The sequence below is a fragment of the Lacinutrix cladophorae genome (assembly GCF_053604645.1).
The window spans coordinates 24,518-41,397 of record NZ_JBSHNR010000087.1 but is presented as its reverse complement, the minus strand read 5'-3'; the positions used below and the strand labels follow the sequence as shown (position 1 = coordinate 41,397).

Sequence of the window (16,880 nt, the reverse complement as noted above, 5' to 3'; positions counted from 1 at the left end):
TTTACTTCAACGAAGCCAAGCTACTCTTCAAAGTCTCAATCTTAGCCAAAGCATCTGCCTCTTTTTTCTTTTCGGCAGCAACTACTTGTTCTGGTGCTCCTGCAACAAAACGTTCGTTTGATAGTTTTTTCTGCACAGACTTAAGAAAACCTTCGGTGTAGTTTAATTCTTCGGTTAGCTTTTTAATTTCAGCCTCTACATCTATCGCACCATCCATTGGAATAAAATACTCGTTAGATTTTACTCTAAAGGTTAAAGCACCATCAACTGGCTCTAAAACATATTCTATAGCTTCCAGATTTCCTAATTTTGCAATAACTTCATCGAATGTAGTATTCGAATTTTCATTATTAATCACTGAAAAACCTATTGCGTCTTTAAATGCAATATTCTTTTCTTTTCTAATTGTTCGTATTCCCGAAATCACTTCTGATGCAAATTCAAACTGAGATATAAGCTCCTTATTAATTGGTTTTGCTTCTGGCCATTTTGCTATTATTAATGCTTGTTCTGGAGTACGTTCTGTAATATACTGCCAGATATCTTCGGTTAAAAACGGCATAAAAGGATGTAATATTTTTAAATTATCTTCAAAAATAGACATCACTTTGTTGTATGTTTTTGCATCAATTGGCTGTTGGTATGCTGGTTTTACTATTTCTAATAACCATCCACAAAAATCGTCATAAATCAACTTATAAATAGCCATTAAAGCATCACTTAATCTGTATTTACTAAAGTGATCTTCAATTTCAACTAAAGCCGTTTGAAACTTTGCTTCGTACCAATCTAATGCTATTTTACTAGAGTTTGGTTGCGCAATCGTATCGTTAACTTCCCAAATATTGGTAAGATTAAAGGCATTCCAAATTTTATTTCCAAAACCTTTTCCTTGTTGACAAAGTGCTTCATCAAACATTAAATCATTTCCTGCCGCACTACTTAAAAGCAAACCAACACGCACACCATCTGCACTATATTCCTCAATTAGTTTTAAAGCGTCTGGTGAATTCCCTAAAGATTTACTCATTTTACGACGTTGTTTATCACGAACAAGACCGGTTAAATATACATTTTGAAAAGGTTTTTCATCTTTATACTCATATCCAGCAATAATCATTCGTGCTACCCAAAAGAATAAGATATCTGGTCCAGTAACTAAATCGTTTGTTGGATAGTAGTATTTTATCTCTTCGTTTTCTGGATTACGAATACCGTCAAAAACACTCATTGGCCATAACCAAGAACTAAACCAAGTATCTAAAGCATCTGTATCTTGTTTTAAATCTTCTGCTTTTAAATCTGGTTTACCTGTTACTTTTTGTGCTTTTTCTACTGCCAATTCAATAGTTTCGGCAACTACAAAATCTTCTTTTCCTTCTCCATAGAAATAAGCAGGAATTTGTTGCCCCCAAAGTAACTGGCGAGAAATATTCCAATCGCGAATATTCTCCATCCAATGACGATATGTATTTTCGAATTTCTTTGGAAATAGTTTAATTTCTGCATCTTCACCTAAAACAGCTTCAATAGCTGGTTTAACCAACTCTTCCATCTTCAAGAACCATTGGTCACTTAATCTTGGTTCGATAACAGCTTTGGTACGTTCTGACGTTCCAACTTTATTTAAATGTGTTTCGGTTTTTATTAAAACACCTATTGTTTCTAATTCTTTTGCTACATTTTTTCTTGCTACAAAACGATCTTGCCCTTCAAACTGCAATCCAAAGCTATTTAAAGTCGCATCTTCATGAAAGATATCTATAACTTCTAATTTATGTTTATCGCCAAGGTTCTTATCATTTTCATCATGTGCTGGAGTTACTTTTAAACAACCAGTACCGAATTCTACATCTACATAGTCGTCTTCAATAATAGGTATTACGCGATTACAAATTGGCACAATGGCTTTTTTTCCACGTAAGTGTGCAAAACGTTCATCTTCTGGATTGATACAAATTGCGGTATCTCCAAAGATAGTTTCGGGACGTGTGGTAGCAATTGTTAAAGTATCGTCGCTTCCTTCTATTTTATAATTGATATAGTATAAGTTTCCTTGGCGTTCTTCGTGTATTACTTCTTCATCAGACAACGTCGTTTTCGCTTCCGGATCCCAGTTTACCATTCGATAACCTCTATATATCAATCCTTTTTCATGCAAATCAACAAATACTTTAATTACAGCTTCAGACATATCGTCATCCATTGTAAATTTCGTTCTATCCCAATCACAAGAACATCCTAATTTTTTAAGTTGCTCTAAAATAACTCCTCCATATTCTTCTGTCCACTCCCAAGCGTGTGCCAAAAACTCATCACGTGTCAGGTCGTTTTTGTCAATTCCTTGTTCTTTTAATTTTGCAACAACTTTAGCTTCTGTAGCAATAGATGCGTGATCTGTTCCAGGAACCCAGCAAGCATTTTTACCTAATAAACGTGCTCTACGTATTAAAACATCTTGTATCGTGTTATTAAGCATGTGCCCCATATGTAAGACTCCTGTTACATTTGGCGGAGGGATTACAATGGTATAAGCTTCTCTTTCGTCTGGTTTAGAATGAAAATAATTATGTTCTGTCCAGTAGCTGTACCACTTACTTTCTACACTATTTGCATCATATTTTGATGGAATGTTCATACTTTGGAATAGTTTTTGAATAATATCATGCAAAAGTACTTATAATTTACATTTTGAAAAATATTAATGCTGTTTAATGTACCTTTAAGCATAAAGTTTATGTTAAGATTTATGTTATACATCCATTATTTTTGTAGAATGAATGAAAAGTAAGTAAATTTACAATAGAATTAAAAACACAAATAACACAAACGACTGAAATACAACATAATGTGTTTTAAGAATAAAAAATAATTTAAATTAAAAAATGATGAAACAATTACTAACAATTTTATTTATCGGAATATTTAGTTTTTCAATGACTGCTCAAGAAAAAATGGCAAAAATTGATTTTAAAGAAACTACAGTAGATTATGGTACTATAGAAAAAGGTGCAGATGGTGTTAGAACTTTCGAGTTTACTAATACTGGAGATGCTCCGCTTATAATATCGAAAGTATCTTCTAGTTGTGGTTGTACTGTACCAAAAAAACCGGATGGACCAATTATGCCTGGAGCAACTGGAGAAATACAAGTAAAGTATGATACAAAACGTGTGATGCCTATTAGAAAAACAATAACTGTTCTTTCTAATGCTGAAACACCAACGGTAGCACTAAAAATTAAAGGAGAAGTTATTGATCCTAGTAAAACAAGTGTTCTTGAAAAAAGAGAAAAAAGTGTAATGGAAAACTAATTTCCATTTTATAATTATAAATTGAAAGGATTGTTTACTTATTTGTAAACAATCCTTTTTTTGTTAGAATAAACTTTCTAACACGAACTGAAAATCCAAAACTTGTCCTGATCGATCAATTTTTAACCTAATATTTTTACCGTTTTTTTCATAAAAAAATTGAGTTATTTGCTGTAAAGAGAGATCGTAAGTTTCTTTTCCATTTATTTTTAATATTATATCTCCAAATTGCAACCCTGCTTTTTCAGCAGGAGAATCTTTCCGTAATTCAATTATAGTAAAAGCAGGTTTTACAGAAAGCTTGTAATTGGCATCAAAAACAATTCTTTTTGCACCGCCATTATCTTTACTACTAGCTTCTACTATGCCAGCACTTCTAATCTTATTTTCTTTCTCTCTCACTAACCTAATTCCGTTTTGTTCCAGTTCAATTCCACTTTTATTATAACTAAAAGGATCCTTAAAATATTTACTTTTTTTAAGTTGTATCAAAGATTTTTTATAATTAAAAACAACCCGAAATCTTTTTAAGATATCACCAGCTAGACTTCCATTTCTATCTTTATGATTTTTAGCAAACGATATGGAAGTAGCATCTGGAAAAGCAACATTTGGATTTTTTAAGGTAAAACCATTAATACTAAACGCATCTACTTTAGAACGCTTTCCATAAACACTTCCACTTAAACCATGCCCTAAAAAATCTTCAAAATATTTATCATTTGCATGTATCCCTAAAGAGATATCTTCAAATAACCAAATAGAATCACTTCCACCAGAATCTATTAATAATTTAACTGGAATTTCTTCTTTATCTATTGTAACATGGGCATTTATATAGGGCTTTTTATTATAAAAATACAAAGGTAAAGTCTCACAATTCTTACACTTTTTATAAGCATAAGTTTCATTTTCATGAATTTTAATAATTTTTGAAGAATAATTTATTTCTACAACTAAATCTTTAAAAAAATCATAACCTATAATACCATGAATAGGAACCCCTAATCTTGGAGCAAAATTTAGTTTCGAATTATAAACCACAAACAAATCTTGGTTAATGTTTAAAGCTTCGCCAATTTCTATCGCATTATTTCTAGATCGTAATGCTTCTACTGCCTCCCCTTCTCCTAATCCTCTTATTACAATTTTTTCGGCGTTATTAATTTTTAAAGTTTCATTGATATTAAAAATATTAAACAAAATTGGCTTACTTACTCCTGTATCTAAAATGAAAGAAAGTTCAACACCGTTAATTTTTACTGGAATTATAATTAGATTATTAATTAATTTAAACTGTATTTTATCACTTTTTCTTTTATTTTGAATTACGAAAGTGCCTTGAGAGAATCCAAAAAAGGAAAAACTGAATAGTAATAAAAAAGAAAAAACTATATTTTTCATAAGCCCAAAAAACACTTCTCTATCAATTTACAAATCTTTCTTCTTAAATCTTTATTTAGTGTTACTTTTTAAAAAAACTTTAATATAATTTTCGCAACTTTGTATCTCAAACACATATAAAATGCCAGTAATTTCAAAAAAAGGGCAATTAATGCCACAATCGCCTATTAGAAAATTGGTTCCATTTGCTGAAAAAGCAGCAAAAAATGGAAAATCCATATATTATTTAAACATTGGACAGCCAGATATAAAGACTCCTAAAATAGCTTTAGACGCTGTAAAAAATAACGACCTTGAAGTTTTAGCATATTCTAGATCAGAAGGTTCTGAAACTTACAGAACAAAAATAGCCAGCTACTATTTTAAACAAGACATACATGTAAACCATGATGATATAATTGTTACCACTGGAGGAAGCGAAGCTTTACTCTTTGCTTTTGGTAGTATTATGGATACAGATGACGAAATTATTATTCCAGAACCGTTTTATGCAAACTACAATGGATTTTCTACTGCTTCAGGAGTAAAAGTAGTTCCAGTTATTTCTAAAATTGAAAATAATTTTGCCTTACCTCCTATAGAAGAGTTTGAAAAACTTATTACTCCAAAAACCAAAGCAATTCTTATTTGTAACCCAGGAAATCCTACAGGTTACTTATACTCTAAAGAAGAAATAAAAAAACTTGCAGCAATAGTAAAAAAACATGATTTGTTTTTAATTGCTGACGAAGTATATAGAGAATTTGCATATGATGGCAACACACATTACTCCATCATGCAAGAAGAAGGTTTAGAGCAAAATGCGATAATGATTGATTCTGTATCTAAAAGATACAGCATGTGTGGTGCCAGAATTGGCTGTTTAGTTTCAAAAAACAAAGAAGTAGTACAAACAGTTTTAAAATTTGCTCAAGCAAGACTAAGTCCACCTACATTCGCACAGATTGCTAGCGAAGCAGCTTTAGAAACTCCACAAAGTTATTTTGATGATGTTATTGAAGAATATGTGGAAAGACGAAACATCTTAATAACCGAACTACAAAAAATAGAAGGTGTACAAGTAGCAAATCCAAAAGGTGCATTTTACTGTATTGCACAATTGCCAGTAAAAAACAGCGACGCTTTTGCACAATGGCTTTTAGAAGATTTTGATGTAGATGGCGAAACAGTTATGGTAGCTCCAGCTGGAGGTTTTTACTCTACTCCTGGAGTTGGTTTAAATCAAATACGTATTGCATATGTATTAAAAAAGGAGAGCCTTATTAAAGCAGTAAACATTCTTAAAGAAGCTCTTAAAGTATATAAAGACTAGTGCAAATACAACACAACATATCTTTAAAAAAGCACAATACTTTTGGTATTGATGCAAAAGCTAAACATTTTGTATCCATAAATTCGAAACAAAAATTATTAGATGTGCTTCGACTACCAGAATATCCTGAAAGATTAATTCTTGGCGGAGGAAGCAACATGCTACTTACTAAAGATGTGGAAGCATTAGTAGTGCATATAAACTTAAAAGGAATTACAATTGTTTCGCAAGACGACTCTTTTGTTTTTGTAAAAGCTGAAGCAGGAGAGAATTGGCATGATTTTGTACTTTGGTGTTTACAAAATGATTTTGGTGGATTAGAAAACTTATCCTTAATCCCAGGTAATGTTGGTACTGCTCCTATTCAAAATATTGGTGCTTATGGCATAGAATTAAAAGACACATTTGTTTCTTGTGATGCTATTGAGATAGCAAATCAAAAAACAAAGACTTTCACTAATTCAGATTGCAATTTCGACTATAGAAACTCTGTTTTTAAACAACATTTAAAAGGCAAGTATATTATTACTAGTGTTATTTTTAAACTCACAAAAAAAAACCATATCCTTCACAAAAACTATGGAGCAATTACTTCGCAACTAGAGATAATGCATATAGAAAAACCTACCATTCAAGATATTTCCAAAGCAGTTATAGCAATTCGTGAAAGCAAACTTCCAAACCCTAAAGAAATTGGAAATAGCGGAAGTTTTTTTAAAAATCCAATTATTTCTATAACAGATTTCGAAAACTTAAAACAAAATTTCCCTGAAATCCCAAGCTATCCAATTTCGAATACATCTGTAAAAATACCAGCAGGTTGGCTTATAGAAAAAGCAGGTTTTAAAGGAAAACGATTTGGGGATTATGGTGTGCATAAAAAACAAGCTTTAGTACTTGTAAATTATAATAATGCAAATGGGTCAGAAATTTTAAATTTATCTCAAGTAATTCAAGAAACTATAATGCGTATATTTAATATATCTATAGAAGCTGAAGTAAATATTATTTAAATTTAAAATAAATCTATAACTTTGATATTCTATAACTTAGCAAAACACTAAACAAAATATCTTTTGAGCACACCAATTGAACAACAAATAGTTAGTTTACTAAAACAAGGCGACAAAAAAGCTATTACATTGTTGTATCAAAACTATTCCGACACACTACTTGGTGTAATATCAAAAGTTATTACAGATTCCGACCTAGCACAGGACGCATTGCAAGAAACATTTATTAAAGTCTGGAAAAAAGCACAAACTTACGATGCTAAGAAGGCTAAACTTTTTACTTGGCTTTACAGAATTGCCTATAATACAGCGATAGACAAAATACGATCTGTATCAAATAAACAGAGTAAAGAAGTCCAAATGGAAAGTTCTAACGTATATAAACTAACAAGTAATAGTTTGAATCAAGATGTGATTGATATTAAAACCCATCTAAAAACCATAGATGTAAAATATCAAACAGTAATAAATGCGCTCTTTTTTGAAGGTATGACACAACAAGAAGCGAGTGACGAATTGAACATACCACTTGGCACCATTAAATCGAGATTAAAAATAGGATTGCGTGAATTAAAAAAGATTTACGATCCAGAATTAAAAAGTCATGAATGATAAAATAAATACATTTTTAAATTCAGATCTATTAGATAAATATCTAGTAGGCATAACCAATGCAGAAGAAACTGTATTGGTAGAAACCTACATATCTAAATATCCTGAAGTTAAGAATGCGTATAATACTTTACAGCAAAATCTTGAGATTGTAGCTAAAAGTAACGCCATTGAAGCACCAGAACATATTTTAAACGATATACTTTCTGCAATTGACGAAAAACCAGTTATTGCACTACAAACTGCTCCGAAACAAAAAACTTGGTACATGTTTGGAATAGCTGCTAGTATTACTGCTTTAATTTTTGCAGGTTCTACCTTTATGTTTTACTTAAACAATCAAGATCTTTTACGCGAAAATGAAATTATTGCAGAAGAAATTTTTGATCTACGTAGCGATATAGACCAAAATAATAAAATGTTAAGCGACATTATGCAGCAATTTAAACAGCTTAACAATCCCGAAACACAAAAATATATTATTAAGGGAAACGAAAGAGCAAAAAACTTAAAAACGGTTGCATACATAAATCCTGTTGAAAAAACATCGATGATCGATGTAGTTTCTTTACCGCAATTACCAGAAGAACAATGCTATCAAATTTGGGCAGAAGTACAAGATAAAATGGTAAGTCTTGGCATTTTAAACGAATCTGAAAGTCAACTTATACCGTTGCCATATACAGAAAACGCCTTAGGATTAAGTATTACAATAGAACCCAAAGGAGGTAACGAAAATGCTTCAGTTGAAAAATCTGTTGCAGAAATCAGCTTAAAAAAGTAAATCAACTTTCAATATAAAAACCAAAAGCCTCGTTTTAAAAAGCGAGGCTTTTTTAGTATACCAATTTCCTAAAAAATAGTATCTTTGTAAAATAATTTAAGACGAATACACACATGAAACTACTAGCAATAACATTAGTACTTTTAGGTTTAGCAATAGCTGGAATAGCAATAAAAATTTGGGCAAAAAAAGACGGTAAATTTGCAGGCACTTGTGCCAGCCAAAACCCTATGTTAAACCAAGAAGGAGAATCTTGCGGCTTTTGCGGAAAAACACCAGAACAATACAAAGATTGTAGCGAACCTCAACACTCTTAATAGTTCATGGTATTACTGAATATTGCCTACTACACATTTATAATTGTAGTAAGTATTCAACTTATATATTATCTTTTCTTATTTTCAAAATTTGCTTTTTTAAATCCGAAACATAAAACACAAAAAAACATAGCGCTTTCTATTCTTATTTGTGCTAAAAATGAAGCCAAAAATTTAAAAAATTATCTTCCACACATATTAAATCAGGAATATCCTGATTTTGAAATTATTTTAATTAACGACAATTCCCATGATAAAACATTAGATATCATGGAAGACTTCGCTGCAAAGCATCGTAATATTAAAATTGTTAATGTAATACCTACCGAAACTTTTTACGGAAACAAAAAATACGCACTAACACTTGGTATTAAAGCTGCAAAAAATGAATATCTAGTATTTACAGATGCAGATTGCAAACCTAATTCTAATCATTGGCTAAAAGAAATAAGCACAAATTTTAGCAATACAAAAAGTATTGTTTTAGGTTATGGCGCCTATGCAAAAATTAAAAATTCTTTTTTAAATAAATTAATTCGGTTTGAAACACTTTTAACTGCTTTACAATATTTTTCTTATGCTAAATCTGGAATACCGTTTATGGGAGTTGGTAGAAATTTAGCCTACAAAAAAGAAGTTTTTTTTAATGCAAATGGTTTTATAAACCACATGCAAATTCGATCTGGAGACGATGATTTATTTATAAACCAAGTTGCCAACACTAAAAATACTAGTATTTGTTTTACAAAAGAGAGTTTTACTATCTCTAACCCTAAAACAACTTTTAAAGATTGGATTTTACAAAAAAGAAGGCACGTTTCTACAGCAAATTATTACAAGGCTGGACACAAAATACTACTTGCCCTTTTTTACATCTCTCAATTTCTATTTTATACTTTAGCAATTACGCTTTTTATTACAACCTACGCATGGCAAATTGTTTTACCTATATTTATATTAAGATTAATTGTTTTTTATATCGTATTTGGTAAAACTTCGAAAAAATTAGAAGAAAAAGACCTTATTATTTTTCTTCCTTTTCTAGAGATTTTTTTAATTGGCATGCAATTAGTTATATTTATAATCAACCTTATAGCAAAACCTAAATATTGGAAATAGAAGAAGCAATCCAACAAGCAAAAAAAAACGAGCAAAAAGCATTTAATTTTTTACTAAATACCTTTTGGGATGATGTATATGGATTTCAATTAAAACGAATTCAAAATGAAAACGATGCCGAGGATGTTACCATTCAAACCTTTTCTAGAGCTTTTGACAAAATAGAAACATACAATACTGACTATAAATTTAAAACGTGGCTAATTACCATTTCTAAAAACATTCATATAGATCTTTTACGAAAAGAAAAACGCTCCATTTCAACACAAATATCTACAGATGATGAAAATTCTCTACTTCAAATTTTAGACGAAACTCCTTCTATAGAAGACAAACTTATTACAGAACAAAATTTAGCAAAACTGCTTCGGGATATAAAAAAACTCAAACCACATTATCAAGAGGTTATTAATTTTCGCTACTTTCAAGAATTAAGCTACAAAGAAATATCTACCCAATTAGACGAACCTATAAATAATGTTAAGGTGAAACTATTAAGAGCTAAAAAGTTATTAGCAGAGATTATTCAAAAAAAGTAATGATACAAATATTAAAAAAATTTGGTCCTGGATTATTATTTGCTGGAGCTGCAATTGGTGTTTCACATTTAGTACAATCTACAAGAGCAGGAGCAAATTTTGGATTGGGTTTACTTTGGGCTTTATTGGTAGTTAATCTATTTAAATATCCATTTTTTCAATTTGGACCTCGATACGCTGCAGCAACAGGAGAAAGCCTTTTAGAAGGTTACAAAAAACTTGGCAAAGGTGTATTAATAACATATTTCGTCCTTACGTTTACAACAATGTTTACTATTCAAACTGCAGTTACTATTGTTACTGCTGGTTTGGCATCTACACTTTTTGGCGACTTTATAAACATAAAAACATGGACCGTTATCATTTTATGCTTTTGTTTAATCATTTTATTTCTTGGCAGATATAAGCTTCTAGATAGATTAATGAAAATCATTATTATTACACTTACTATTAGTACACTTATTGCTGTTGTTTTTGCTTTTTCGAAACAAGAAAGCAGCTTATCCTTTACACAAATACTTCCAAAAAACAGTATAGAGATAGCTTTTCTTATTGCTTTTATGGGTTGGATGCCTGCTCCTTTAGATATTTCTGTTTGGCAATCTTTATGGACTATTGAAAAAAGAAAAGACGAAAAAGGTTATGTACCAAAATCTGCTTTGTTAGATTTCAATATTGGATATATTGTCACTATATTTTTAGGCATCAGTTTTCTATTACTAGGTTATTTAGTAATGCACAATAGTGGCGAAACATTTAGTGTTTCTGCTGCAGTTTTCTCTAACCAACTAATTAAAATGTACACACAAAACCTGGGTAGTTGGTCTTATGTTTTAATTAGCATTGCAGCTTTCACCACAATGTTTAGCACTTCTTTAACCACTTTAGATGCATCACCAAGAGCAATGCATAAAACAACAGAGCTTCTCACAAATAGAAGCTTCAAAAAAGGCTATTTATTTTGGATTATTTTATTAGTAAGCGGGAGTATTTTAATCTTTTTTTATTTTGCTTCAGAAATGGCTTTACTCATAAAAATAGCTACCATATTATCTTTTCTAACAGCTCCTTTTTACGCTATAATAAATTACATGCTTATTAGCGGGAAGCACACCCCTAAAGAATGGCACCCTTCAAAAGCTCTACACGTATTAAGCGTATTTGGAATTTTGTTTTTAGTGAGCTTTAGTATTTGGTATCTCACCATTCTATAAAAGTATTTTTAAGCCAGATAGTTTAATAGAATACTTTGTATCTTTGTACTAGAAATTGTAAACTAAATGAATACAGATACCGCTTCAAATATAATACCAGAAAGAGTAGCAAAACCTAAATGGCTTCGTGTTAAATTACCTACAGGTAAAAAATACACAGAACTTCGTGGTTTAGTAGATAAATACAAACTAAATACCATTTGTGCTTCGGGTAGTTGTCCAAATATGGGAGAATGTTGGGGAGAAGGTACTGCTACCTTCATGATTCTAGGTAATGTTTGTACACGTTCTTGTGGATTTTGTGGTGTAAAAACAGGAAGACCAGAAACCGTAGATTGGGATGAACCTGAAAAAGTAGCACGTTCTATTAAAATAATGAACATTAAACACGCCGTTTTAACCAGTGTAGATCGTGACGATTTAAAAGATATGGGAAGTATCATGTGGAGCGAAACCGTAAAAGCTGTTCGTAGAATGAACCCAGAAACGACTCTAGAAACACTTATTCCAGACTTTCAAGGCTTAGAACAACACATAGACAGAATTATTGATGTAGCTCCAGAAGTGGTTTCGCACAATATAGAAACAGTTAGACGTTTAACACGAGAAGTACGTATTCAAGCAAAGTACGACAGAAGTTTAGGAGTTTTAAAATACCTAAAACAACAAGGACAAAGACGTACAAAATCGGGTATCATGCTTGGTCTAGGGGAAACTAGAGAGGAAGTAATAGAAACTTTACACGACTTAAGAGCTAACGACGTAGATGTAGTTACCATTGGCCAATATTTACAACCAAGCAAAAAACACTTACCAGTTAAAATGTTTATCACGCCAGATCAATTTGCAGAATATAAAGAAATTGGCTTAAGTCTAGGTTTTCGACATGTAGAAAGTAGCGCCTTAGTGCGATCTTCTTACAAAGCTCAAAAACACATTAACTAATGGTTCTAGTTGCAATAAATGGATTTGGAAGAATTGGAAGACGTGTTTTTAGATTACTTCAAAACAATCCTAACATTCAAGTGGTTGCCATAAATGATTTAGCAAATGCAAAAACACTTAGCCACTTACTAAAGTATGATAGTATCCATGGTATTTTTCCAGAAACAATTTCTTATAATGATGAACACATTATAGTTAACAACAAAAACATCCCTTTACTAAACAAACAAAAACTGGAAGATATTAATTGGCACCCTTTTAATATAGATTTTGTTATTGAAGCTACTGGAAAATATAAAACTAAAGAATCGCTTAACATTCATATTAAAAATGGAGCAAAACGTGTAATTTTAAGTGTTCCACCTTTAGAAGACAATATTAAAACAGTCGTTTTAGGTGTTAATGATAATGCACTGGATGGAAGTGAAAAAATAATTTCAAATGCATCTTGCACCACAAACAATGCTGCTCCAATGATTGCTGTTATGCAAGACCTTTGCGGCATTAAACAGGCATATATTACCACTGTTCATTCGTATACTACAGATCAAAGTTTACACGACCAACCACATCGAGATTTACGTCGAGCAAGAGCTGCTGGTCAATCTATTGTACCAACAACTACAGGAGCCGCAAAAGCGCTTACAAAGATTTTCCCTAATTTAGCGAATGTAATTGGTGGATGTGGCATAAGAGTTCCTGTAGCTAATGGCTCATTAACTGATATTACTTTTAATGTGGAAAAAAATGTAACTATCGAACAAATTAATGCTGCATTTAAAAAAGCCTCTCTAGAAGCATACAAAGGCATTTTAGAATACACAGAAGACCCAATTGTATCCATAGATATAGTAGGCAACACTCATTCTTGTATTTTTGATGCACAAATGACATCAACCATTGGAAACATGGTAAAAATCATTGGTTGGTATGATAATGAAACCGGTTATTCTAGTAGATTAATTGACTTAATTAGCGATTTATCGATAAAAAGATGACTTTTATCGAATAAATATTTATATTTGCTATTATCATATTTATAAAAATGTTCCGAATCAACTACTATATATGTGCTATTATCATGGTGTTGAGTTGCAGTGTATTTTCACAAGAAATCACTACTCAAGAGAGAGATACTATACAACAAAATGTAAACAATCTAATAAGGTTAGCGCAAAGAAACCTGGAAAACTCTAATTATTTTGAAGCGCAAAAAACGCTTGAAAACGCTCTTCTTTCTGCCAAAACTATTAAAGACCAAAAAAGCATTGGGTTAATACACTCTAAACTAGGAAAAATTGAATATATTTTTGAAGAACCAGATGAAGCAATTAAGCATTTAACAAAAGCTGTTGCTACACAACGCATCTCGAATGACAAAATTAATCAAGCAGAATCTTATAAAATATTCGGTAATGTATACTATGCAAAAAAGGAGTTTAACACAGCTTTAGACTATTACAAATCTTCTAAAAACCTTTTTGAACAAGAAGGCTTAAATGATTTTGTTGCCGAAGTAGACCTCAATAAAGGACAAACTTACTTAGCCTTAAAAGATTACCAAAAAGCTAAATTACTATTTGAAAATGCGATTGCATTAGCCAATAGATATGATTTAAAAAAAATACATAGTAGCGCTCAAATAAACCTAGGCATTGTATATGCAAATCTGAATAAGATTAATGAAGCTATAGAAATCACCAATACTGGTGTAACCGAGGCAATCAACAATAATTTTGATACTGTTTTAAGCGAAGGCTATTTAGTTTTAAGTGACTTGAATCAAGAAAATAAAAACTTCAAACTTGCTAATGCGTACTTAAAAAAGCATATTAAATTATCCGATTCGCTTTTAAATATTAAAAGACAAAACTTATCTCCAGAAAAACGATTCGAACTTTTATTAAAAAACCAGACCGAATATCAAAAAAAACAAGCTGCAGATCTTGAAGAACTACAAGACTCTAAAAACCTCAGTAAATTAACAGCAATCTTAAGTGTAGCATTAATTACTATTTTATCCTTATTAACTTTATCCTTATACAAAAACAATAGAATAAGGTTAAAAACAAACAACATGTTGCATAAAAAGAATGGCGAACTTATTCTAGCTAAAGAAAAAGCAGAATTAGCATCTAAAACAAAAGCCAACTTTTTATCTACTGTAACACATGAATTAAGAACACCTTTATATGCCGTTACAGGTTTAAGCAATATGCTTTTAGACGAAAACCCAAAACCAGAACAAGTACAGCATTTAAAATCTTTAAAATTTTCTGGAGATTACCTTCTTACTTTTATTAACGATATTCTTCAAATAAATAAAATAGAAGCAAATAAAGTAGAAGTAGAACCTGAAATCTTTAATCTAAAAAAGAAAGTAGCAAATGTTATTGCTGCACTAAACAATTCGGCCGTAGACAATAATATTAAAATACATTTTGAATACGACAAAGACTTACCAGAAAATTATAATGCAGATCAACTTAAAATATCTCAAATATTAATTAACCTTATTGGTAATTCTATTAAATTCACAAAAGATGGAGATATTTGGGTTAGAGTATACAAATTGAATAAAACAGGTGAAATTTATTCTTTAAGATTTGAAATAGAAGATAACGGAATAGGTATTAGTAAAGAAAAGCAAGAACATATGTTTGAAAGCTTTTCACAAGGATCCATACAAATCAATAGAAAATATGGAGGTACCGGTTTAGGACTATCTATTGTAAAAGGGCTAATAGATATTTTAAAAGGAAAAATTTACCTAAAAAGTGAATTAGGAAAAGGGTCTAACTTTATTTTTGAAATTCCATTAAAACACACTGACCAAGTGATAGAAGAAGAAGAATCTCAAAAGAATTATTTTAAAAACATAAGCGAAATAGAATTGAGTACAATAAAAATATTAGTAGTAGAAGACAATAAAATCAACCAAATGATTACCAAAAAGATTCTTAATAAAATGAATCTTAATTGTGATATTGTTGATAATGGTGAAGACGCTGTAGAGCAAGTTAGAAAAACAAAGTATGATGTGGTTCTAATGGATATACATATGCCAGGAATTAGCGGACTAGAAGCGACTAAAATAATTAGAGGGTTTAAAAAAGACCTTACTATTTTCGCTCTAACCGCAGTAACTCTAGAAGATAAAATGCATGAGTTTGAAGAAGCTGGTTTTGATGATATTATTTCTAAACCTTTTAAACAAGAAGACTTCGAAAAGAAACTATACCAAGCTTTAATTCAAGACGATATTGCAATACTTAAATAGTAATAAAATCTAAAACTCTAGCATCAAATTCCTCATGCTTATCTATTTGTACTTCAATAGGCAAATAAAACACATTCTCTTTTAACGCATCAAATTGTAATAATCGCATATAATCTTTTTCCGTAGTAACAATAAGAGACTTACTTTTAAACAATTCCATATCCTGCTTCGTAAAATCATGATGATCTTTATAATCTAAATGCTCAAAATGTAGACCTTCCGTTTTCAAATAATGTACTAAAGGCGCTGCATTTGCTATTCCTGTTACCAGAGTGAAATCTTTTAACTCATTTAAAGGTATTTTCTTTTCTTCAGATAAAACTTCGTCTGCATAGTTAATAGTACTAAAAAAAACACTTTGATTTACTTGTGGTTGTATCTGGCTTATTATATTTTCTTTCTCAATTGCACTTAAATTATCAGGACATTTAGTAACTACAATACAGTTTGCTCGCTTAGCTCCTGCTCTAGGCTCTCGCAAATCTCCTGTAGGTAAAACCCAATCATTAGTATATAAATTATAATACGTAGTTAATAAAATATAAAATCCAGCTTTTACTTTTCTATGCTGAAATGCATCATCCAATAAAATAACCTCTGGAGCAATTTGCTGTTGTATTAAATTTGCAATTCCATTTTGCCTATCTGCATCTACTGCTACTTGAATAGCATTATTAAATTTTCGGTAAAACTGAAATGGCTCATCACCTAGATTTTTTGCATTTGCTTTTTCATCAGCCAAATAAAAACCTTCACTACTACGTTTATAACCTCTACTCAATGTAGCAACCCGTTTCTCATCTTTAAGTAAAGCTATTAAATACTCTATCATTGGCGTTTTTCCTGTACCACCAACAGTTAAATTCCCAACAGCTAATACAGGGAAATTATACGATTTCGATTTAAAAACACCAATATCATAAAACGTGTTACGCAACCAAGTTACTAGATAGTAGATTGGCATAATAGGAAATAAAATGTATCGTAAAAACTTCATTATAGCAAAACCGCAATATATTTAGTATTA

At 30.9% G+C, this 16,880-nt stretch carries 15 protein-coding genes; 12 read left to right on the top strand and 3 right to left on the bottom strand.

Features of this window, described 5'->3' with window-relative positions; translation table 11 throughout:
* Position 1: 1 nt before the first annotated feature.
* Complete coding sequence (locus ACVC3Y_RS04870) at positions 2-2,638, bottom strand: valine--tRNA ligase (RefSeq protein WP_452226272.1); 2,637 nt, start codon at positions 2,636-2,638, stop codon at positions 2-4.
* A 250-nt stretch (positions 2,639-2,888) separates the two neighbouring features.
* On the opposite strand from ACVC3Y_RS04870, the gene ACVC3Y_RS04865 reads away from it, so the two are divergent.
* Positions 2,889-3,314, top strand: coding sequence for a DUF1573 domain-containing protein (locus ACVC3Y_RS04865; RefSeq protein ID WP_303425386.1), 426 nt, complete (start codon positions 2,889-2,891; stop codon positions 3,312-3,314).
* 63 nt (positions 3,315-3,377) lie between these two features.
* Here ACVC3Y_RS04865 and ACVC3Y_RS04860 read toward each other — a convergent pair whose 3' ends face one another.
* Entirely contained in the window at positions 3,378-4,718 is a 1,341-nt protein-coding gene (locus ACVC3Y_RS04860) for an aspartyl protease family protein (RefSeq protein ID WP_452226271.1), read from the bottom strand.
* A gap of 121 nt (positions 4,719-4,839) precedes the next feature.
* Here ACVC3Y_RS04860 and ACVC3Y_RS04855 point away from each other — a divergent pair, with 121 nt between their 5' ends.
* The 11 genes from ACVC3Y_RS04855 (at position 4,840) to ACVC3Y_RS04805 (ending at position 15,853) form a co-directional block, all read left to right on the top strand.
* On the top strand, positions 4,840-6,030 hold the full coding sequence (locus ACVC3Y_RS04855) for a pyridoxal phosphate-dependent aminotransferase (protein WP_452226270.1): 1,191 nt from the start codon (positions 4,840-4,842) through the stop codon (positions 6,028-6,030).
* Complete coding sequence (murB, locus tag ACVC3Y_RS04850) at positions 6,030-7,043, top strand: UDP-N-acetylmuramate dehydrogenase (RefSeq protein WP_303425378.1); 1,014 nt, start codon at positions 6,030-6,032, stop codon at positions 7,041-7,043. The genes ACVC3Y_RS04855 and murB overlap by 1 nt, the downstream gene beginning before the upstream one ends.
* Positions 7,044-7,106: 63 nt before the next feature.
* Positions 7,107-7,655 carry an RNA polymerase sigma factor gene (locus ACVC3Y_RS04845; protein ID WP_303425376.1) on the top strand — a complete coding sequence of 183 codons (549 nt, stop codon included), beginning with the start codon at positions 7,107-7,109 and terminating at the stop codon, positions 7,653-7,655.
* The gene (locus ACVC3Y_RS04840) at positions 7,648-8,439 is read left to right on the top strand and encodes an anti-sigma factor domain-containing protein (protein WP_452226269.1); all 792 of its coding nucleotides are present in this window, start codon (positions 7,648-7,650) and stop codon (positions 8,437-8,439) included. The genes ACVC3Y_RS04845 and ACVC3Y_RS04840 overlap by 8 nt, the downstream gene beginning before the upstream one ends.
* A 113-nt stretch (positions 8,440-8,552) precedes the next feature.
* Complete coding sequence (locus tag ACVC3Y_RS04835) at positions 8,553-8,756, top strand: membrane or secreted protein (RefSeq protein WP_303425371.1); 204 nt, start codon at positions 8,553-8,555, stop codon at positions 8,754-8,756.
* 6 nt (positions 8,757-8,762) lie between these two features.
* Entirely contained in the window at positions 8,763-9,875 is a 1,113-nt protein-coding gene (locus ACVC3Y_RS04830) for a glycosyltransferase (RefSeq protein ID WP_452226268.1), read from the top strand.
* Entirely contained in the window at positions 9,866-10,414 is a 549-nt protein-coding gene (locus ACVC3Y_RS04825; protein WP_303425367.1) for an RNA polymerase sigma factor, read from the top strand. The genes ACVC3Y_RS04830 and ACVC3Y_RS04825 overlap by 10 nt, the downstream gene beginning before the upstream one ends.
* Entirely contained in the window at positions 10,414-11,628 is a 1,215-nt protein-coding gene (locus tag ACVC3Y_RS04820; protein ID WP_303425364.1) for an Nramp family divalent metal transporter, read from the top strand. The genes ACVC3Y_RS04825 and ACVC3Y_RS04820 overlap by 1 nt, the downstream gene beginning before the upstream one ends.
* A 66-nt stretch (positions 11,629-11,694) precedes the next feature.
* Positions 11,695-12,573, top strand: a complete 879-nt coding sequence (gene lipA / locus ACVC3Y_RS04815; RefSeq protein ID WP_303425361.1) for a lipoyl synthase — start codon at positions 11,695-11,697, stop codon at positions 12,571-12,573.
* Positions 12,573-13,571 carry a type I glyceraldehyde-3-phosphate dehydrogenase gene (gene gap, locus ACVC3Y_RS04810; RefSeq protein ID WP_452226267.1) on the top strand — a complete coding sequence of 333 codons (999 nt, stop codon included), beginning with the start codon at positions 12,573-12,575 and terminating at the stop codon, positions 13,569-13,571. Before lipA ends, gap begins: the two co-directional genes overlap by 1 nt.
* A 47-nt stretch (positions 13,572-13,618) precedes the next feature.
* On the top strand, positions 13,619-15,853 hold the full coding sequence (locus tag ACVC3Y_RS04805; protein WP_303425357.1) for an ATP-binding protein: 2,235 nt from the start codon (positions 13,619-13,621) through the stop codon (positions 15,851-15,853).
* On the opposite strand, the gene lpxK is transcribed toward ACVC3Y_RS04805, so the two are convergent.
* Positions 15,846-16,850, bottom strand: coding sequence for a tetraacyldisaccharide 4'-kinase (gene lpxK / locus ACVC3Y_RS04800; protein WP_452226266.1), 1,005 nt, complete (start codon positions 16,848-16,850; stop codon positions 15,846-15,848). The two genes, ACVC3Y_RS04805 and lpxK, sit on opposite strands and share 8 nt — an antisense overlap.
* Positions 16,851-16,880: the final 30 nt, after the last annotated feature.